We start from the raw sequence: 20,037 nt of genomic DNA, 5'->3' as shown, positions 1-20,037 counted from the left end.
CCCTGCCAGGCCTGACAGGACCCGCGAGGGCCTGCCCGACTGTCAGGCCTGACAGGACCCGTCCGGCCTGACAGAACCCGTCCGGGCTACGCCGCGCCCGCCCGCTCGGCCTCCACGCGGACCTGGCCCAGCAGCCCCTCGTACGCCGCGCCGTCGAACTCCCCCGCCACCGGGGCCCGTACCGTCGCCGCCGACAGCGCGACCGCGCGGGCCAGCCGCCGCGGCCAGGGCTCGCCCGTGACCAGCCCCGCGAGCAGTCCCGCGACCGCGGAGTCCCCCGCGCCCGTCGGGTTGCCGCGTACGGGAGCGTGCGGCGCGGCCCGCCAGCCGCCGTCCGGGGTCACCGCCAGCAGCCCCTCGGCCCCCAGCGAGGCGACCACGGCGTACGCGCCCCGCCCGCGCGCCTCGCGCGCGGCGCGCAACGGCTCTTGGGAGCCGGTCAGTTCGGCCAGCTCGGCGGCGTTCGGCTTGACGATGTCCGGCCGGGCGGCGATGCCCCGGCGCAGGGGCTCCCCGCTGGTGTCCAGCAGTACGGGCACCCGCGCGGCGCGCGCGGCCCGTACGAGTTGCGCGTACGCCCCCACCGGCACCCCCGGCGGCAGGCTGCCGCACAGGGCCACGGCCCGCGCGGAGCCGAGCAGTTCGGCGTAGCGCGTCCGGAAGGCCGCCCACTCGTCGGGCGTGACGACCGGTCCCGGCTCGTTGAGCTGGGTCGTGTCGCCCGTCGCGCCGTCGACCACGGCGACCGTACGCCGCGTGGCGCCCGAGACGGGCACCAGCGCGTCCGTCACCGGCGACGGAACGTCCCGCGCCAGCAGCTGCCGTACGGTCGCCCCGGTGTCACCGCCCGCGAACCCGGTGACCGTGGCCTCGTACCCGAGCGCGGCCAGCACTCGCGCCACGTTCAGCCCCTTGCCGCCGGGGCGTTCGAGTACCTCGGTGACGCGGTGCGAGAGGTGCGGGGTGAGCCGGGGCACCCGGTAGGTGACATCGAGGGCAGTGTTCAGCGTGACCGTGAGGATCACGGGTGCCACCCCCGGTAGTACGTGAATATCTCCTGTGCGGGACCTGATCATGCCAAACAGAAGGCGGTTGGCCCAGACTCCGGAGCCAACCGCCTTCCCGCCTGCCGCGGACCGCGCCTGCCGCGGACCGCGCCTGCCGCGCGCGTCCTCACCCCAGTCGGGGCTCCACCACCCACTCGCCCTTGCGCAGCACGCCCTTGAGGTCGAACGCCGCGTCCAGGACGACCAGATCGGCGTCCTTGCCCGCCTCCAGCGACCCGACCATGTCGTATAGGCCGAGCAGCTTCGCCGGGTTGGCCGAGATCGCGCGGACGACGTCCTCGACGCCCAGCCCGTCGACGGTCACGGCCCGCTTGAAGGCGCGGTCCAGGGTGAGCGTGGAGCCCGCGATGGAACCGCCTTCGACGAGCCGCGCCACGCTGTCGCGCACCTCGACCTCCAGCGGGCCGAGCATGTACCGGCCGTCGCCGAACCCGGCCGCGTCCATCGCGTCGGTGATGAAGGCGACCCGCCCGGAACCCGCGCGGTGGAAGGCGAGTTCCAGGGCGGCCGGGTGCAGATGGGTGCCGTCGTTGATCAGCTCGACGGTGACCCGCTCGTCCTCCAGGAGGGCCGCGATCGGCCCCGGAGCGCGGTGCCCGAGCCCCGGCATGGCGTTGTAGAGATGCGTGGCGACCGTGGCGCCGGCCTCGATCGCCTCGACGGTCTGCTCGTACGTGGCGTCGGTGTGCCCGACGGCGGCGATCACGCCGTGCTCGGCCAGCAGCCGTACGGAGTCGACGCCGCCGGGCAGCTCGGTCGCCAGCGTCACCATCCTGGCCGCGCCGCGCCCCGCGTCGATCAGCTTCCTGACCTCGGCCGGGTCGGGGTCGCGCAGCAGCTTCTCGCTGTGCGCGCCCTTGCGGCACGGCGCGATGAACGGGCCCTCGAAGTGGATCCCGGCGATGTCGCCCTGCTCGGCCAGCTCCGACAGGAACCCGGCGCGGTGTGCGAGGAAGTCCATGTCACCGGTGACGGTGGAGGCGACCAGCGTGGTGGTCCCGTGCTCGCGATGGGTCCGTACCCCGGTCAGCACCTCGTCCGCGGTGCCGGAGGTGAAGGAGGCGCCGCCGCCGCCGTGGTTGTGCAGGTCCACGAAGCCGGGGACGACCCAGCACCCCGACAGGTCGACCTCGGGCGCGCCGCCCGAGACATGCCCCGCGATCCGTCCGCGCTCATCGACGATCACCCGGCCGTCCTCGACGATCCCGGTGGGCAGCACCACCCGTGCGCCGGTGAGTACCTTGCGTGCGGCCATCAGGCACGAACCTCCGTGGAGTGAATGGATGTCAGCAGGTCCCAGGCGAGCAGGCCCGCGCCCAGGCAGCCCGCGGTGTCCCCGAGCGCGGCGGGGACGATGGCGGGCAGCCGCTGGAAGGTCATCCGTTCCTCCACCGCCGTCCGCAGCGGTGTGAACAAGGTTTCCCCGGCTTCGGCGAGCCCGCCACCGATGATCAGCGTGCGCGGGTCCAGCAGGGTGACCGCGGTGACCAGCCCGTCGGCCAGCGCGTCCACGGCCTCCCGCCACACCGCCGCCGCGCGCGGGTCGCCCGCCCTGACGGCCCGCGCGCAGTCCGCGGCGTCCGCGTCCGGGTCGCCGCTCGCCTCGGCCCACGCGCGCGTGACGGCGGACGCCGACGCGTACCGCTCCAGGCAGCCGCGCTGCCCGCACCCGCACGGCGCACCACCGGGGCGTACGACGATGTGCCCGATCTCGCCCGCGCAGCCGTGCGCCCCCGGCTCGATCGTCCCGTCGATGCCGATGGCGCCGGCGATCCCGGTGCCGAGCGGCACGAACAGGAAACGGTCCGCGCCGCGCCCCGCGCCGATCCGCCCCTCGGCGAGCCCTCCGGCCCGCACATCGTGGCCGAGCCCGACCGGTACGCCGCCGAGCCTGCGGCTCAGCAGGTCCCGCAGAGGCAGGTCGCGCCAGCCCAGGTTGGCCGCGTACACGGCGATCCCGCGCTCGGAGTCGACGATTCCGGGCACGGCCGCGCCGACGGCCGCGGCGGGCTGCCCGAAGTGCTTCTCCCCGTACGCGCGCAGCTCGTCGGCGAAGTCGAGTATCGACGCCGTCACGGCGTCCGCGCCGCGCTCGCGCCCGGTCGCCCGGCGCGCCTCGTGCAGCGCGCTGCCGTCCGCCCCCATCAGGGCGGCTTTCATCCCGGTGCCGCCCACATCGAGGGCGATGACGTGTCTCACCCGGACAGTTTGGCCCGCGCCCCGCGAAAGGTCTAGTCCACTTCGCTCTTCATCGAGATCACCCAGAAGATCGACCGGGTTCAGGAACCTCCGGGTCCCCTGTCCGCGTTAGAGCGGATGACGGTAGCTTCGTGCCCGGCACGAAGCCCGCAATCACATCTAGGGGAAAGGGACTTCCATGGCTGTAAGCCTGTCCAAGGGCGGCAACGTCTCGCTTACCAAGGAGGCACCTGGCCTGACCGCCGTCACGGTGGGCCTTGGCTGGGACGTCCGCACGACCACCGGCACGGACTTCGACCTCGACGCCTCGGCGATCGCCGTCAACCCCGAGGGCAAGGTCGTCTCGGACGGCCACTTCGTCTTCTTCAACAACAAGTCCACGCCGGACCAGACCATCGTCCACACCGGTGACAACGTCACGGGCGAGGGCGAGGGCGACGACGAGCAGATCAACGTCAACCTCGCGGGCCTGCCCGCCGACGTCGACAAGATCGTCTTCCCGGTCTCCATCTACGACGCCGAGACCCGCAGCCAGAACTTCGGCCAGGTGCGCAACGCTTTCATCCGCGTCGTCAACCAGGCGGACCAGACCGAGATCGCCCGCTACGACCTCAGCGAGGACGCGGCGACCGAGACCGCGATGGTCTTCGGCGAGCTGTACCGCAACGGCGCGGAGTGGAAGTTCCGCGCCGTGGGCCAGGGCTACGCCTCGGGCCTGACCGGCATCGCCCAGGACTTCGGCGTCAACGTCTGACGCGCCCGGCCGCGCGTGTCGCGGCACAGCACGGCCGCCCCGAGCGCCAGTGGCACTCGGGGCGGCCGTCGCCGTGCCGTCGCGGTCCCCTGGGACAGCTGGGACCGCTCAGCCGATCCGGCTCACTTGTCCAGCGCCGCGACACCGGCGAGCGCGAACTTCTCGTCCAGCTGACCGGACGGCGCGCCCGCGACGCCGATGCCCGCGATCGGCGCGCCCTTGGCCTTGACCGGCGCACCACCGGCCAGGAACAGCGTGCCCGGAATGTCCTTCAGGTTCGGGGCCTGCTCCAGGCGCTTGACCAGGTCCGACGTGGGCGCGTTCCAGGCGACGGCGGTGAACGCCTTCTTCTTGGCCGACTCGTAGGACTGCGGCCCCGCGCCGTCGCCCCGCAGGGTGACGATCGTGTTGCCATTGCGGTCCACCACGGCGACGGTGACGCGCTGGTTCTCCTCCTCCGCGGCGTCCAGGGTGGCCTGGGCGGCACGCGTGGCGGCGTCGATCGTCAGGTGCGTGGACCGCGTGAGGTCCTTGTTCTTCACATCCGCCTTGGCCACGGCCGCCGTGACCGGCCGCTGGTCGGTGGGGGCGGCGTTCGCGGACAGCGCGCCGAAGGTTCCGGCGGCGAGCGTGGCGGCCACGGCGGTGCCGGTGAGCAGACGGGCGCGGCGGGACAGCTTCTTCATGGTTCGGACTCCAGGGCTGGATGGTGGGGGGAAGGTCAGTAGTCACGAGGGGCGGGCCAGGGCGTGTGCCGGAAGCCCCGCCGCTCTCTGCCATCCATGCTCCGGCCGGACCAGGGCCCGAGCCGTCGGCGTACCGGCTCCGGTCGGCGCGCGGCTCGGCCGACCCGAGGGTCGGCCGATCGGTTGATGCGGCCCTGGCCGGAACGGGCGACGATGGGCGCACTGGTGCGGTCCGTACAGGCCGCACGAGCGGCACAGCGCGGCGAGGAGCGACCGGTGAGACACGGAGCGGCGGAGAGCGAGGCGGCGCGGGGGCGGCCGCACGACCCCGACGCCCGCTGGCTCGCGCCCGTCATGCACGCGGCGTTCTTCCTGCTGCTCGCCGCGTCGTTCGTCCGGTTCCTGATCCGGCACCCCGACGAGCCCCGCACCCCGTGGATCATCGCCCTCAGTGCCGTACTCGCCGCGCTCTACCTCCTCGGGCCCGCCCTGGGCCCGGCGGTCGGCTCCCGGCCGACGCCGTGGCAGCTCAGCTGGCTCGGCGCGGTGGTCGGGGTCTGGCTGGTGCTGGTGGTGCTCGCGCCGAGCTTCGCGTGGTGCGCGGTGCCGCTGTTCTACACCGGGCTGCGCACCCTGCCGCCGCGCGCCGCGCTCGCCCTGGTAGCCGTGCTCACCGCGTTCGTCGTCGGCGCGCAGCTCAAGCTGGCCAGCGGCTTCGACCCGAACCTGGTGCTCGCGCCGCCCGCCGTCGCGGCGGTCGCGGTGGCCGTCTTCCTCCACATGGAACGGCAGGCCACCCGCCAGCGCACCCTGATCGACGACCTCATCGCCACCCGCCGCGAACTGGCCGAGACCGAGCGCCGCGAAGGCACCCTCGCCGAGCGCCAGCGGCTCGCCATGGAGATCCACGACACCCTGGCCCAGGGCCTGTCCAGCCAGCAGATGCTGCTCCAGGCGTCCGACCGGGTCTGGGACACGGACCCGGACGCGGCCCGCCGCCATGTGCGTACGGCCGAGTCCATCGCCGAACGCAACCTCGCCGAGGCCCGGCGCTTCGTCCACGACCTGGCCCCCGCCGAACTGGCCGAGAGCGGCGGCCTCAGCGAGGCGCTGCGCACCCTCGCCGCGCGCGAGTCGGCGAAGACCGAAGCGGCCAGCACCCCGCTCACCGTGCGCTTCCACCTGGAGGGCGCCCCCGTGCCGCTCCCCGACCGCGTCGCCGCGGCCCTGCTGCGCATCGCGCAGGGCGCGCTCGCCAACGTCCGCGAACACTCCGCCGCCACGGCGGCGGCCCTCACCCTCACCCACCTGGACGACGGCCGGGTGGTCCTGGACATCGCGGACAACGGACGCGGCTTCGACCCGGCCAGCCCCCACCGCGCGTACGACGACGGCACACCCGACCATGACGCACACAGCGACGGCACGCACAGCGACGGCACACGCGGCCACGGCCTGCCCGCGATGCGCGCCCGCGCCCAGGCGCTCGGCGGCGCCCTCACCGTCGAGTCCGCGCCCGGCGAAGGCACCGTGGTGACCGCGACCGTCCCGCTCCCGCACCCCACGGAAGGCGTCCCCGCATGAGCCCCCGCATCCGCATCCTGGTCTGCGACGACCACACCGTCGTACGCGCCGGACTGCTCGCCCTGCTCGGCAGCGCACCGGACATCGAGGTGGTCGGCGAGGCCGGAACCGGCGAGGAGGCGGTCGCGCTGGCCGCCAAGCTGACGCCGGACGTCGCTCTGATGGACCTCCAGCTCGGCCCCGGCATCGACGGAGTCGAGGCCACCCGCCGAATCTCCGCCACCGGCGTCCGCGTCCTGGTCCTCACCACGTACGACACCGACGCCGACATCACCCGCGCCATCGAAGCGGGCGCCACCGGCTACCTGCTCAAGGCCGAGCGCCCCGAGGAACTCTTCGCCGCGATCCACGCCGCCGCCCAGGGCCGCACCGCGCTCTCACCCCCGGTAGCCAGCCGCGTCATGGCCCAGATGCGCAGCCCGCGCCCCGCCCTCACCGACCGCGAGCAGGACATCCTCGGCCAGCTCGCCCACGGCCTCGGCAACCGCGAGATCGCCCGCGCCCTGTTCATCAGCGAGGCCACGGTCAAGACCCACCTGGGCCGGATCTACGACAAGCTCGGCGTCGACACCCGCGCGGGCGCGGTAGCGGTCGCCAAAGAACAGCGCCTCCTGCCGTGACAAACCCGCCACCCGTGAAACCTCCCGCCCGTGACACCATCACCACGTGCTCGACATCGGCTACGCCCTCTCCACCCGCTTCCCCGACCCCCCGCAGACCGACTTCCGCCGCGCGGACGTCCACGCCCTGCGCCACGACCTGTTCTGCGGTGACGTCTACCTCGCCGACACCAAGGCCGACCGGGAGCTGTCCACAGCCTGGGGATGGGTGCCGGTACTGGACTTCGCCTGGGCCCTGTGCGACATCGCCGAGCGGCTCGACCGCGACCCGCTCGGCAGCCGCGCCGCCAAGCCGCAACACGCCGAACTCGACTTCACCGAGTCCACCGACCGCATGCTCTTCGAGCGGCGCTTCGGCTGGGTGGACGTGACGGCCGACTGGACGCCCGGCGACGAACCCCCGCTCACCTTCCCGCACAGCGAACTGCGCCGCGAGGCCCGCGACTTCCTGCACGACCTGATCGCCGACCTCACCGACCTGCACGAGGACCTGGCCGACAACCCGGCGATCTGGGACCTACAGGCCCGCTTCCCCCGCGTCTGAACCGCCGGGCCAGCCCCCGGACACGGCCTAGGCTGGCTCCACCCGCACCCCGAGCTCCGCCGCGAACACCCCCGCCAGCTCCACCAACTGCGCCGGACTGATCACCGCCCCCGCGAGCTGGCCCGCGCCCCGCGCGATCTCGACGGTCGCGGCCCGCCGCAGATCGACGTCCCGCATCCGGACCCCGCTGAAGTCCGCCCCCTTCAGCGCACAGTCCGCGAACTCGACCCGCTCAAGCGACGCCCCGCCGAAGTCCGGCTCGACGAGCACGCAGCCCTCGAAGACGACGTCCGTCAGCCGCGCCCCGCGCAGGTTCAGGTAGTCGATCTTGCCGCCCCGCACCACCACCCGCTCCCACACCGTGCCATGCGCCTGCACCCCGCCCAGCCGGGCGTCCACGATCTCCACGTCCCTGAGCGACGCACCGGCCAGCGAGGCCCCCACGCCCCGTACACCGGTCAGGACGGAGTCGATGACGCGGGCGTTCGCCAGCGAGGTCTCGTCGCACACGCACCCTTCGAGCGCGCAGTCCAGGAACCGGGCCCCCCGCCCCTCCTGCCCCGCCAGGTCCAGATCCCGGAAGGACAGACCGTCGTAGTCCCCGTCCGGAGCCAGCACACCACCGTCGAACGGCCGCAGCGGCGGCAACCGGATCTCCGGCCGCCTCGCCTGCCGCACCCGCGCCGCACCCGCCTTCTTCGCTGCCATACCCCCATGCTGAACCACACCACTGACAACGCCCCGCCGCCACCGCCGCCGGGGGCCGGTCCTCGGCGCTACGCCGATCCCAGCCTCGCCAGCGCCTCGTCCGTCAGCCGGTACACGGTCCACTCGTCCTGCGGCCGCGCGCCGAGCGACCGGTAGAAGTCGATCGACGGCTCGTTCCAGTCGAGCACGGACCACTCAAGACGCTCATAGCCACGCTCCGCACACAGCCGCGCGAGCTCGGTCAGCAGCGCCTTGCCGTGCCCGCCGCCGCGCGCCTCGGGCCGTACGTACAGGTCCTCCAGGTAGATCCCGTGCACGCCCCGCCAGGTCGAGAAGTTGAGGAACCACAGCGCGAAGCCCACCGGCTCGCCCTCGTCGCCCTCGGCGATGTGCGCGTACGCGGCCGGACGCTCCCCGAACAGCGCCTCGCGCAGCTGCTCCGGGGTGGCCCTGACCTCGTCCAGCGCCTTCTCGTACTCGGCGAGTTCACGGACCATGGCATGGATGACGGGGACATCTGCGGGTGTGGCGAGACGGATCATGCCCGCAGCATAGAACCGCCCCGCCACACCCCACCCACCGCGCCCCCATCACGCCCAGGCCCCCTCAGGCCCCAGCTCCCTCAGGCCCCAGCCCCCTCAGGCCACCGCTACCGCGCGCTGATCGCCCCGAGTACGTTCAGCCGCGCCGCCCTGCGCGCGGGCCAGATCGCCGCCAGTACGCCGACCACCAGAGCGATCAGCAGGAACAACCCGAGCCTGCCCCACGGCACCGCCATCTCATACTCGGCGAACCCCGAGCCCGTCAGGCTCCCGGACGCCCAGGCGAGGAAGACGCCCACGCCGATGCCGAGCACCGCGCCGAACAGCGAGATGACCACGGACTCCAGGCGGACCATCTGCTTCACGCCCGCACGGTCAAGGCCGACGGCGCGCAGCATCCCGATCTCACGGGTCCGTTCGAAGACGGACATGGCCAGGGTGTTCACCACGCCGAGCACCGCGATCACGACGGCCATCCCGAGCAGCCCGTACATCAGGTACAGGATGGTGTCGATCATTCCGGCGCTCTCCCGCTCCAGCTGGTCGTGATCCTGGACGGTGAGCAGCGGGCTGTCTCCGAGCGCGTCGCGCAGCTTCCCGGCGAGCCCGGCGGCGGCGCCGTCGTCGGCCTTCACCAGGACGCTGTCCAGCGTGTCGTTGAAGGCGTGCGGCTTGACGTCATCGGTGGCGCCGAGGGCTTCGCCGGCGTAGTCGCTGCCCTCGTAGACGCCCGCGATCCGGAACGTCTGCTTCTTGTCCTCGTCGCCGTAGAACTCCAGCTCGACCTCGTCCCCGGTGCTCCACCCCTGTTCCTCCGCGGTCTGCCGGGATACCGCGATGCGGCCGTCCCCGACGGCGTCGAGCGAACCGCTGAGGAACTTCAGGTCGACGGTCTCGGCGAAGGCGGCGGGGTCGGTGCCGGTGATCGTGTGGTGACCGCCGCCGGCGGCGGAGAAGCCCACCGTGCGGACCGGGGCGGCGGCGGCCACGCCCGGAACCTTCGCCAGCTCGGCCGTCGACGCGTCGGGCAGCTGGTAGTTGGTCTGGGCGACCTTGTAGTCGGCGCGCAGGCCCTCGGTCGCCATCTTCTCGATGCCCGCCCGCGCCGAGTTGCCCGCCACGGTCAGGGCGGTGATCAGGGCGAGCCCGATCATCAGCGCGGACGCGGTGGCGGCGGTGCGGCGCGGGTTGCGCAGCGCGTTCCGCCTGGCCAGCTTGCCGCTGACGCCGAAGAGACGGCCGGTGGCCCTGCCCGCGAGGGAGACCAGCGGCCGGGAGAGCAGCGGGGCGAGCACGATCATGCCGGTCAGCGTGAGGGCCGAGCCGAGCATCGCGGGGGCGAGGCCGTCGCTGTCGTCGAGGGTGGAGACGTAGAGCATGACGGTCACACCGAGCGCGGTGATCAGGGCCCCGATCACGTTGCGTACGACCATGGCGCGCGGGGCGGGCGTCGCGTCCACGGTGCTCAGCGCCTCCACCGGGGCGATCTTCGCGGCCTTGCGGGACGGCAGCCAGGCGGCCAGGACGGTCACCAGGACGCCGACGGCCAGCGAGGCGAACACCGCGTCCGCGCCGACGACCAGCGGACCGTCCGGCAGGCCCGCGCCGCTCGCGTTGAGCAGCGGCCGCATGCCCGCCGCGATGGCCAGGCCCAGGGCGAACCCGGCGGCGGACGCGGCGAGTCCGAGCAGTCCGGCCTCGATCAGCACGGAGCGGACCACCTGGCGGCGCGAGGCGCCGACCGCGCGCATCAGCGCGATCTCGCGGCTGCGCTGGGCGATCAGCATGGTGAAGGTGTTGGCGATGAGGAACACGCCCACGAACAGCGCGATACCGGCGAACACCAGCAGGGTCTTGGTCAGGGCGCTGCTGTCCTGAGCGATCATCCTGGCCTGCTCGTCGGCGAGTTCCTCGCCGCTGACGGCCTTGACCCCCTCCGCGGGGAGTACGTCGCCGACCTCGGCGGTGAGGGCCCGCTGGTCGGTGCCGGGCTTGGCGCTGACCACGATCTCGTCGAAGTAGCCGGGGCTGAGGAACAGTTTCTGCGCCGTGGCCGTGTCGAGCAGCGCGAGGGTGCCGCCCGCGGTGACCGCCGGGTCGTCGGTGGTGACGGTGCCGACCAGCTTCTTGGTGAGGGTCGGTCCGACGGTGGCGAAGCGGACGGTGTCGCCGACCCGGTATCCGGCCCTGTCGGCGGTCCTGGCGTCCAGCACGATCTCGCCCTCGGCGGCCGGGCCGCGCCCGTCCTTCAGTGGGTAACGGGGGTCCCGGCCGTCCTTGCCCGGCACGTAGTTGGCGGCGAGGTTCTGCCAGGTGCTCTCGCCGTTGACGGGGCCGCCGCCCTTCTTGGCGATGGTGGCGGTGCCGTTGACCATGGGCCGCACCGAGGCGACACCGGGGACCTGGGCTATCCGGTCGGCCAGCGCGCCGTCCAGCGCGGTCTTCGACTCGTCGGAGTCGTCGGCGCCGGGTGCGTACTCCTCCTGGACGGAGACCGCGACGTCCTTCAGGTTCTTCGCCGACTGGTTCTTGAGGGCCTCGCCGACGGTGGACCCGAAGACGAGCGTCCCGGCGACGAAGGCGACGCCGAGCAGGACCGCGAGCGCGGTCATCACCAGTCGGGCTTTGTGCGCGAGGACATTGCGCAGGGCGGTACGGAGCATGGGGGTCGTTTCAGTCCTGGGGTGGGCGGAGGGGAGGAAGCCGGACACGGCAGACGAGCCGCGTCAGCGAGAGGCCAAGAGGCGGGGGACGGTCAGCTCGTACGGGTCGCGGTGTCGAAGCGGCGCATCCGGTCGAGCACACTGCCCGCCGTCGGCTCGTGCAGCTCGTCGACGACGCGCCCGTCGGCGAGGAACACGACCCGGTCCGCGTACGAGGCGGCCACGGGGTCGTGGGTGACCATGACGACGGTCTGGCCCAGCTCCCGTACGGACTCCCGCAGGAAACCGAGCACCTCGGCGCCGGAACGGGAGTCGAGGTTGCCGGTCGGCTCGTCCGCGAAGATGATCTCCGGCCTGCTGGCGAGCGCCCGCGCGACGGCCACCCGCTGCTGCTGGCCGCCGGAGAGCTCGCTCGGCCGGTGCTTCAGCCGCCCGGCGAGCCCGACGGTCTCCACCACCCGCCCCAGCCACTCCCGATCGGGCTTGCGGCCCGCGATGTCCATCGGCAGGGTGATGTTCTCGTACGCGGTCAGCGTCGGCAGCAGGTTGAACGCCTGGAAGACGAAACCGACCTTGTCCCGGCGGAGCCTGGTGAGCTGCTTGTCACCGAGCGCGGAGAGCTCGGTCTCCCCGATGCGGGCGGTCCCGGAGGAGACTGAGTCCAGGCCCGCCATGCAGTGCATCAGCGTCGACTTGCCCGAGCCCGACGGCCCCATGATCGCGGTGAACCGCCCCCGCGCGAACTCCACGGACACCGAGTCCAGCGCGACGACCTGGGTCGCACCCGAGCCGTAGACCTTGCTCAGGTCCACGGCCTGGGCGGCGGCGGTGACGGGACGGACGGCGGCGGCGTTACGGGACATGGGGGCTCCAGGTGCGGGTGACTGCGGTGGCAGGGCGGCGGGTCGCCCGGCCCTCTCCATCGTCGACGCGCCGCACCCCTCGCCCCGTAGCCCTCAGGGCGTGACTCCGGGCCCTGCCCAAGGTCAGGCGCCCGAGGCCGGGTAGTCCCCAGGGACCACCCGGCCTCTACCGGATGGCAGAGACCACGCGCGCGCCGCGCGGACGGCGGGAGTTTGACGACAGGGCCTAGCCCGCGAGGCCCGCGCGGTGGGCCAGGAGCGCCGCCTGGACACGGCTGTCGCTACCCGTCTTCTCCAGGATCGCGCCGACGTGCGTCTTGACCGTCCCCACGCCGATGCCGAGCCGCCGCCCGATGTCCTGGTTGGACAGCCCCTCACCGAGCATCGCCAGCACCTCCCGCTCACGCCCCGTCAGCCGCGCGATCCGCTGGTCGGTCGGAGAGGGCGGCGCGTCGGCGGCGGGCGTTCCCCGCAGCATCCGCTCGATGACCGCACCCGTCACTCCGGGCGACAGCACGGCGTCCCCCGCCGCGGCCGCCCGTACCGCGCTGATGAGCTCCTGCGGCCCCTCGTCCTTCAGCAGGAACCCCGAGGCCCCGGCCCGCAGCGCCCGCGTCACGTTGTCCTCGTCTCCGAACGTCGTCAGCATGACGACCTTCGGCGCGGGGTCGAGCGCGAGCAGCGGCGCGATCGCCGCGAGGCCGTCCAGCACCGGCATCCGGATGTCGACGAGCGCCACATCGGGACGGTGCTCGGCGGCGAGTGCCACCGCCTCGGCCCCGTTGGCCGCCTCGCCGACCACCTCGATACCGTCGGCGTGCCGGAGGATCAGGCGTACGCCGTGCCGGATCATCTCCTCGTCGTCGGCGAGGAGCACGCGGATCGCCGCTCCGGACTGGTCAGTCATCCGTGTCCGCTCCCGGTGTCCGTATCGCTGCCGCCGCCGTCCTGGACCGGCACCATGGGCACCGTGAAGCGGTCGACCGCGGCCAGGCCGTCGGAGTCGAAACAGTAGCGGACGATCTCGAACCGGCCGCCGACGATCTCTCCGCCCCCGTAGTCCGCTCCCTCGTAGGGGTACAGGCAACTGGTCGTGCCCGGCGGACGAGCCGGTTCCCGACCGGCCGCGGCGGCCCGTACCGCGGCGCTGTCGCCCCAGACGATCTCCCGCACCCGCGCCTCCGGCATGCCCAGCCGGGGCTCCTCCGGCGGCGTGTAGGCGGGCAGCGGCCGGTCCACCAGCGCTATACCCAGCAGCATCATCACGCCCACCCCCGCGAGGCCGAGCAGGCCGGTGGCAACCCCCGCCAGCCGCTGAACGCCGCCACCAACACCATCACCGGCCCCACACGCCGCACGCTCCCGCGGACCCGCACCGCCCCGCTCCGCACCCGCCGGACCCGAGGCGGACTCACCCCGCCCTCCCTCCGAGCCCTCGGCGGCACGACCGCCCTCACCCGGATCCGCCGGGATCACGGCCTTCACCTCGAACCCGCCGCCGGAGGTCGGGCCCGCCGCCAGACTGCCGCCGAGCAGGGCGACCCGCTCCCGCAGCCCGGTCAATCCGCGCCCCGAGCCCAGGCCGGTCGGCGCGTCAGGCGGAGTGTGCGGCGCCTCGTTGCGGATCCGGACGAGCACCTGGTGCTCGGTGTGCGCGACGGCGACCGTCACCGGGGACCCGGCCGCGTACCGGTGCACATTGGTCAGCGACTCGCGCACCACCCGGTGCACCGCGCGCCGTACCCGCGCCGCGCGCGCGTCCAAGTCGGGCCCGTCCCAGCTCAGCTCCACCGGGATACCGCCCGCACGCGACTCCCGCACCAGCGCCTCGACATCCGCTCTGGTGCCGGTCGCGTCGGTCAGCGCGTCAGTGCCGGTGTCCCGCCCCAGCGGCCCCAGTACGCCGAGGACCTCGCGCAGCTCGCGCATCGCGTCCCGCGTGGCCGTACGGACCAGGGCCGCCTCCTCGCACAGCTCAGGCGCCCGCTTCGCCAACCCCATCTCCAGGCCGCCCGCGTGCAGCGAGATCAGGCTGAGCCGATGCCCCAGCAGGTCGTGCATCTCGGCGGCGATCCGCGACCGCTCGCGCATCCGCGACTCGCTCTCCGCGAGGCGGTGCGCCTCCTCGGCGGCGGCGGTACGTTCCCGCAGGGCCCGCAGCAGCCGGTCCTGCTGCCCGGCGGCGGTGCCGACCAGGCCGGGCACGATCACCGTGGTCGCCGCGAGCACCACCGCGAGCGCCACCCCGTACGGCCTGCTGCCGAGCCACAGACCGGGCGCGAACGCGGCCCCGGTCGCCAGCGTCAGCCCGGCCGCCGCCAGCAGCACCACGGCTCGCCGCCGCGGCCGGGCGATCCGCCGGGTGGCGGTGTAGGCGGCCACCGCCGTCAGCAGGCCGACGACCGGCAGCACCCCCATCAGCGCGGCGAGCCCCAGCAGACTCAGCACCGGGAAGCGCCGCCGCACCACGAGCAGCGCCAGGGCGATCACCCCGGCGAACAACACCGGCTCCGCGTCCAGCGGGATGACCAGCTCCGCCATCAGGCCGTACGTCAGCAGGATCAGCAGCCCGCCGCCGAACGCCTCGCCCACGGCACGCCCCAGCCGCCACCCGCGCTCTCCAGGACCGGCGAACGGACTGGAGGCGGAAGACGACGGGACGGCTCTCGGAGACACACTGCCCAGTATCGGCGTACCGCAAAGCAAACGCCCCGGACCACCCACTCAACCAACGTGTCCGAGGCGTGCTACCAGCTGGAGCCCCCTGTCGGAGTCGAACCGACGACCTACGGTTTACAAGACCGTTGCTCTGGCCAACTGAGCTAAGGAGGCAGCGCGACTTCACACGGGACTGTCACACCATGCGAAGGGCTCACTCACTCTACACAGCCCCCCTCCCCCAAGCCACGAGGTGGTTTCGTCACCTTCCAGGTACTGACAGGACGAGAGCCGACCAGGTACCTTCACGGAAGGTCCGCCCAGGTGGACTAGACCCATTCTCTTCCTTTACTCGGATCGTCCGGCACGTTCCTGCCGGTGAAGGGGGCCCATACCCATGGCCACTGTTTCGTTCGACAAAGCGACCCGCGTCTATCCGGGCGCTGAGAAGCCCGCCGTCGACCAGCTCGACATCGAGATCGAGGACGGCGAGTTCCTCGTCCTGGTCGGCCCCTCCGGCTGCGGAAAGTCCACGTCCCTGCGCATGCTCGCGGGACTCGAGGACGTCAACGGCGGCGCCATCCGGATCGGCGACCGCGACGTCACACACCTGCCGCCGAAGGACCGGGACATCGCCATGGTGTTCCAGAACTACGCGCTCTACCCGCACATGACCGTCGCCGACAACATGGGCTTCGCGCTCAAGATCGCGGGCGTGCCGAAGGCCGAGATCCGGCAGAAGGTCGAGGACGCCGCGAAGATCCTGGACCTCACCGAATACCTGAGCCGCAAGCCCAAGGCGCTCTCCGGCGGTCAGCGCCAGCGTGTCGCGATGGGCCGCGCGATCGTCCGCGAGCCGCAGGTCTTCCTGATGGACGAGCCGCTGTCGAACCTCGACGCCAAGCTCCGCGTCTCGACCCGTACGCAGATCGCGTCCCTCCAGCGCCGCCTCGGCATCACCACCGTGTACGTCACGCACGACCAGGTCGAGGCCATGACCATGGGTGACCGCGTCGCGGTGCTCAAGGACGGTCTGCTCCAGCAGGTCGACTCGCCGCGCAACATGTACGACCGCCCGGCCAACCTCTTCGTCGCCGGGTTCATCGGCTCCCCCGCCATGAACCTGATCGAGGTGCCGATCACCGACGGCGGTGTGAAGTTCGGCAACTCCGTCGTCCCGGTCGAGCGCGACGCGCTCGCCGCGGCCGCCGACAAGGGCGACCGCACCGTCACGGTCGGCGTCCGCCCGGAGCACTTCGACATCGTCGAGCAGAACGGCGACGTCGCGAAGTCACTGTCCAAGGACACGGACGGCCCGGCCGGTCTCGCCGTCTCCGTGAACGTCGTCGAGGAGCTCGGCGCGGACGGCTTCGTGTACGGCACCGTCGAGGTCGGCGGCGAGCAGAAGGACCTCGTCGTCCGCGTCAACGGCCGCCGGGTGCCCGAGAAGGGCTCGGTACTGCACGTCGTGCCCCGCCCAGGCGAGGCCCACGTGTTCGCGACGTCGACCGGCGAACGCCTCGGCGACTAAAGGCTCCCCCGACCGGCAGTGGCCCCGCACGGACACCGTGCGGGGCCACTGCCGTAACCGAGAGTCGACAAATACCCCGGCACTCCGCCCGTTTCGATTCCGTACGTCAACCCACGATGAGAAAAGCGGCAGCGAACCGTCCCCCGACAGAGTGACTAAATGTCGCCAAATCATCACTGCCCGCTACGCTCACTCGCGTACCGCTTCCCCGGCCCCCACTTCGGTGCCGCATCGACATCGCGAGGAACACCCCTTGAACTCCACCGCCCGCCGTATCGGCCGTACCCTCGCTCTCGTACTCCCCGTCGTCCTGGTCCTGTCCGGAACGCTCGCGGTGACCCGAGTCGACTGGTCCGGCAACCCGCAGTCGGCACTCACCGCATCATCCCTGGATGTCTCCTCGCGCGCCAAGTCCCGTGCCCCGCAGGACGTACTGCGCGACCAACTGCTGACCGAACTACAGGAGAAGGACCCCGGCGCCGCCCTCACCCTCCTCCAGCGGGAGGTCGACCGCCGCCCGTCGCTCGCCGCGCACTGCGTCTCACTGGCCCGCGCGCTGGGCCGCGCCGCCGTCCAGTACTACGGTCCCACCCGCGCCCAGTCCTACGCCCGCCCGGTGTGCGACACCGCCTTCGCCTCCGGGGTCGCGGCCCAGCAGTCCTGAACCTGTGCTGGGAGCAGCCGGGCGCGCCGCATAAGGTGCGGTCATGACCGGTGACTTCCCCGTACCCACGACCCACCCCACGCAGGCCGTCGTCCTGGCCGGGGGCCAGGGGTCGCGACTGCGCCCCTACACCGACGACCGGCCCAAGCCGATGGTCGAGATCCCCGGCACGGGGACCCCGATCATCGGCCATCAGCTCTCCTGGCTCGCGGCCGAGGGCGTGACCGACGCGGTGGTGTCCTGCGGGCATCTCGCCGAGGTGCTCCAGAAGTGGCTGGAGACGGCCGACCTGCCGCTGCGGGTCACCACCGTCGTCGAGAAGGAGCCGCTGGGCCGTGGCGGCGGCCTCAAATACGCCGCCGCGCACCTGCCGCATCCGGACCAGCCCTGGTACGCCACCAACGGCGACATCTGGACCCGCTTCTCGCTCCGCGACATGGCCGCCTTCCACGCCGAGCGGGACGCCACGGCGACGCTCGCGCTGGCCCGCCCTCGCATCCCGTGGGGCGCGGTCGAAACCGACGCCTTCGGGCACATCACGGACTTCGTCGAGTCCCCGCCGATCTCGTACCAGATCAACGCGGGCGTCTACGTGTTCTCGCCCGCGTTCGCCGCTCAGTTGCCGGACCGGGGCGATCACGAGCGGACCACCTTCCCGCGGCTCGCCCGAGACCGCCGACTGGCCGGGTATCCGCTGCCGCAGGGCGCGTACTGGCGGGCGATCGACACGGCGAAGGACCTCACGGAGGCAGCGAAGGAACTGGCCACGCAAGCCCACTGAGGCCTCCGCCCTCGCCCCTGGTTTCACGGGGTGCCCCGTGTCCCCCCGGTGCCCAGGGGGCGTGCCCCGCGTCGCGGGGAGGGGGTCGCCCTACGGCCCTGTCGGGACGGCTGACCGGGGTCGGTGGGTTGTGCCCACCCGTTCCGCCCTGCGGAACGTATGCCCACAACAGGAAACGGACAGCCGCCGTCCGGCGTGAGGGGGTGGGGTGGGGGGTGCGAGCGGAGCGGGGACTGTGAACTGGGCAGCACGCGGTTCGCAGCTTCCGGGTTATCAGTCGCCGTGAGCACGTACCCCCCACCCCACCCCCGCCCCACAACGAACAGAACGCACGCGGGACGGTCACGGGACGGTCAGCCGAGCAGGCCGCCGACCAGGCCAGGCCCCGAGGTCTCGCCACCGCCGCCGTCGCCCTCCTCGGGCCCACCCGTGCTGCCCCCACCGCTGTCGGTCCCGCCACTGGACGTAGGCCCAGCACTGGTAGACGGCGGCGGCGGAGGCGCCGACTGCTGCGGCTGCTCCTCGCCCACGGTCCCCTGAGTCTGCGACGGCTGAGTCTGAGCGGGCTCCTCAGCGGCCCCCGCCGTACTGGACTCCCGAGCAGCCTCCGGAGTAGCCGCCGACGAAGTCGAGGGGCTACTGGTGTTACCCCGCGTCGCCCCTTCAGACGACGCCGACGGGCTCTCGCTCCGCTCCCGCTCCCTCTCCCGCTCCTGCCCCTGCCCCTGGCTCTCACTGACCCGCGCCCCAGGCTCACTCGGCAGCGGAGACCCCGGCAGCACGTTGCGCGGCGGCTCACCCGGCCCAGGCACGATCACCCGCCCCGCATCCCGTACGGCACTGCCGAGCAACGCCCCGATCAGCAGCGTGAGACCGACCACAACCGTGCCGATCAGCAGCCCACGCCGAAGCACCCGGCGGCGCAGCTCCCAGATTCCCACCCGCGGCCCGAGCCTGCGCCAGGCCTCGCTGGCCAGCCGCCCGTCGACCGAGTACACCGGCGCTCCGGCGATGATCAGCGGGCTCCAGGCGGCGAGATAGATGATGTCCGGGGTGTCGTAGGCCGGTACGGCCTTCCAGCTCACGGTGACCAGCAGCGCGGCGGACAGCAGCGCGCCGACCGAGGCCGCGACCCGCTGCCAGAGGCCGAGCACCGTGAGCACGCCGACGATGACCTGGAGGAAGGCGACGGTCAGCCCGGCGCCCACCGGGTGCGACAGGGCGAAGTCCCGCATCGGCTCGGCGAGTTCCCACGGGTGCAGCGAACTCAGCCACGTGACCATGGAGCCGCGCTCGCCGCCGTCGAAGTACACCGGGTCGCAGAGCTTGCCCATACCGGCGTAAATCGAGATGAACCCGAGGAAGACCCGCAGCGGCAGCAGCACCACCCCCAGGTTCATCCGCCGGCCGGGGTAGTAGGCGTGCCGCACAGGGTCCGCCCCTCGCCGACGCACCACGGGCTCGACGTCGGCCTCGGCATCGTCCGCGTAATCGCCGAGCTCCCCGAACTCCCCGAACTCACTCCCAGAGTCCGGGGAGTCAGAAGAGTCCGGCCTGAAGAGCCCGTCGGCGTACGAGTCCCCCGCCGCCGGAACCACGGGCAGCGCCCGAGTCTCCTCGCTGCTGGGCCCACGCTGCCCGTAGACCTGCGGCGTCTCGACCGTCTCCGTCTCCGCGGCATCGACACGCGGAATCGCCTGAGTGGCGTCCGCGTCGAAGACGTCGTCGAACGTGTCGCCGTGCCGCACCCCGGAGCTCCGAACGGCCTGCAACAGCCCGGTCGCGGCGAGGTCACCCGGCGCGGACTTCCCGCTCCAGACGACCGGCGAACGACGCCGCCCGACCACGGCGGCGGCCCCAGCCGCTCCGGCCGCTCCGGCCACGGCGGCGCCCACAGGCACCCGCGCGGCCTGCGCGGCCTGCGCGGCCTGCGCGGCGGCTCCCGCCGGGGGCCGGGCGATACGCGGGGACCGGGGCTGCGCGGCGGATAGCTGCACGCGGAAGCTCGCGTGATTCACGATGACCTGCGCCGGGTCGCACGGGACCTTCACCATGCTCAGCGCGCGGCCGTCGTCGAATCCCGAGGCTCCCCCCGTGGGTGTGCGGGGCGTTCTGGTGTCCACACTCATCTAACCGAGTGATGTGTGTTTAGGACACTGCCTTGACCCCCCGG

At 72.7% G+C, this 20,037-nt stretch carries 18 protein-coding genes and 1 tRNA gene; 7 read left to right on the top strand and 12 right to left on the bottom strand.

The window, feature by feature from the left end; genetic code table 11:
• Positions 1–86: 86 nt before the first annotated feature.
• The 3 genes from ACX6XY_RS05495 to ACX6XY_RS05485 form a co-directional block, all read right to left on the bottom strand.
• The gene (locus ACX6XY_RS05495) at positions 87–1,025 is read right to left on the bottom strand and encodes a 1-phosphofructokinase family hexose kinase (protein WP_460326981.1); all 939 of its coding nucleotides are present in this window, start codon (positions 1,023–1,025) and stop codon (positions 87–89) included.
• 148 nt (positions 1,026–1,173) lie between these two features.
• A complete protein-coding gene (gene nagA, locus ACX6XY_RS05490) occupies positions 1,174–2,322 on the bottom strand; it encodes an N-acetylglucosamine-6-phosphate deacetylase (RefSeq protein ID WP_460326979.1) in 1,149 nt (382 codons plus the stop codon).
• Complete coding sequence (locus tag ACX6XY_RS05485; protein WP_460326977.1) at positions 2,322–3,266, bottom strand: ROK family protein; 945 nt, start codon at positions 3,264–3,266, stop codon at positions 2,322–2,324. Before ACX6XY_RS05485 ends, nagA begins: the two co-directional genes overlap by 1 nt.
• Positions 3,267–3,444: 178 nt before the next feature.
• On the opposite strand from ACX6XY_RS05485, the gene ACX6XY_RS05480 reads away from it, so the two are divergent.
• A complete protein-coding gene (locus ACX6XY_RS05480; RefSeq protein WP_460326976.1) occupies positions 3,445–4,020 on the top strand; it encodes a TerD family protein in 576 nt (191 codons plus the stop codon).
• Between the two features lie 122 nt (positions 4,021–4,142).
• Here ACX6XY_RS05480 and ACX6XY_RS05475 read toward each other — a convergent pair whose 3' ends face one another.
• On the bottom strand, positions 4,143–4,706 hold the full coding sequence (locus ACX6XY_RS05475; RefSeq protein WP_460326974.1) for a GlcG/HbpS family heme-binding protein: 564 nt from the start codon (positions 4,704–4,706) through the stop codon (positions 4,143–4,145).
• A gap of 276 nt (positions 4,707–4,982) precedes the next feature.
• On the opposite strand from ACX6XY_RS05475, the gene ACX6XY_RS05470 reads away from it, so the two are divergent.
• Genes ACX6XY_RS05470 through ACX6XY_RS05460 form a run of 3 tightly spaced genes read left to right on the top strand, consistent with a single transcriptional unit; the run spans position 4,983 to position 7,454 of the window.
• Positions 4,983–6,290, top strand: coding sequence for a sensor histidine kinase (locus ACX6XY_RS05470; RefSeq protein WP_460326972.1), 1,308 nt, complete (start codon positions 4,983–4,985; stop codon positions 6,288–6,290).
• A complete protein-coding gene (locus ACX6XY_RS05465; protein ID WP_460326970.1) occupies positions 6,287–6,910 on the top strand; it encodes a response regulator in 624 nt (207 codons plus the stop codon). The genes ACX6XY_RS05470 and ACX6XY_RS05465 overlap by 4 nt, the downstream gene beginning before the upstream one ends.
• 46 nt (positions 6,911–6,956) lie before the next feature.
• Positions 6,957–7,454, top strand: coding sequence for a hypothetical protein (locus ACX6XY_RS05460; protein ID WP_460326969.1), 498 nt, complete (start codon positions 6,957–6,959; stop codon positions 7,452–7,454).
• A gap of 27 nt (positions 7,455–7,481) precedes the next feature.
• Here ACX6XY_RS05460 and ACX6XY_RS05455 read toward each other — a convergent pair whose 3' ends face one another.
• The 7 genes from ACX6XY_RS05455 to ACX6XY_RS05425 form a co-directional block, all read right to left on the bottom strand.
• Entirely contained in the window at positions 7,482–8,162 is a 681-nt protein-coding gene (locus ACX6XY_RS05455; protein WP_460326967.1) for a pentapeptide repeat-containing protein, read from the bottom strand.
• 68 nt (positions 8,163–8,230) lie between these two features.
• Positions 8,231–8,704 carry a GNAT family N-acetyltransferase gene (locus tag ACX6XY_RS05450; RefSeq protein ID WP_460326965.1) on the bottom strand — a complete coding sequence of 158 codons (474 nt, stop codon included), beginning with the start codon at positions 8,702–8,704 and terminating at the stop codon, positions 8,231–8,233.
• A gap of 107 nt (positions 8,705–8,811) precedes the next feature.
• The gene (locus tag ACX6XY_RS05445) at positions 8,812–11,367 is read right to left on the bottom strand and encodes an ABC transporter permease (protein ID WP_460326963.1); all 2,556 of its coding nucleotides are present in this window, start codon (positions 11,365–11,367) and stop codon (positions 8,812–8,814) included.
• A 92-nt stretch (positions 11,368–11,459) separates the two neighbouring features.
• Entirely contained in the window at positions 11,460–12,230 is a 771-nt protein-coding gene (locus tag ACX6XY_RS05440; RefSeq protein ID WP_460326961.1) for an ABC transporter ATP-binding protein, read from the bottom strand.
• Positions 12,231–12,456: 226 nt separating this feature from the next.
• Positions 12,457–13,137 (bottom strand): response regulator, encoded by a 681-nt coding sequence (locus tag ACX6XY_RS05435; protein ID WP_460326959.1) that lies wholly within the window; start codon positions 13,135–13,137, stop codon positions 12,457–12,459.
• Positions 13,134–14,915, bottom strand: coding sequence for a sensor histidine kinase (locus ACX6XY_RS05430; RefSeq protein ID WP_460327087.1), 1,782 nt, complete (start codon positions 14,913–14,915; stop codon positions 13,134–13,136). Before ACX6XY_RS05430 ends, ACX6XY_RS05435 begins: the two co-directional genes overlap by 4 nt.
• Positions 14,916–14,985: 70 nt before the next feature.
• Positions 14,986–15,062: transfer RNA gene (locus tag ACX6XY_RS05425), tRNA-Thr, on the bottom strand.
• 223 nt (positions 15,063–15,285) lie between these two features.
• Between ACX6XY_RS05425 and ACX6XY_RS05420 the strand changes: the two genes are divergently transcribed.
• The 3 genes from ACX6XY_RS05420 to ACX6XY_RS05410 all read left to right on the top strand — a co-directional run bounded on the left by ACX6XY_RS05420 (position 15,286) and on the right by ACX6XY_RS05410 (position 17,864).
• A complete protein-coding gene (locus ACX6XY_RS05420) occupies positions 15,286–16,419 on the top strand; it encodes an ABC transporter ATP-binding protein (protein WP_460326956.1) in 1,134 nt (377 codons plus the stop codon).
• A 253-nt stretch (positions 16,420–16,672) separates the two neighbouring features.
• The gene (locus ACX6XY_RS05415) at positions 16,673–17,083 is read left to right on the top strand and encodes a hypothetical protein (RefSeq protein ID WP_460326955.1); all 411 of its coding nucleotides are present in this window, start codon (positions 16,673–16,675) and stop codon (positions 17,081–17,083) included.
• Positions 17,084–17,126: 43 nt separating this feature from the next.
• Positions 17,127–17,864, top strand: a complete 738-nt coding sequence (locus ACX6XY_RS05410) for a nucleotidyltransferase family protein (RefSeq protein ID WP_460326953.1) — start codon at positions 17,127–17,129, stop codon at positions 17,862–17,864.
• A 353-nt stretch (positions 17,865–18,217) separates the two neighbouring features.
• Here the strand turns inward: ACX6XY_RS05410 and ACX6XY_RS05405 are convergent, their stop codons facing one another.
• Entirely contained in the window at positions 18,218–19,993 is a 1,776-nt protein-coding gene (locus ACX6XY_RS05405; protein ID WP_460326951.1) for a DoxX family protein, read from the bottom strand.
• Positions 19,994–20,037 lie beyond the last annotated feature (44 nt).

Source organism: Streptomyces sp. O3 (assembly GCF_054788135.1).
Note: the sequence above shows the minus strand (reverse complement) of the source record. Positions and strands in the feature narration are given on the sequence as shown.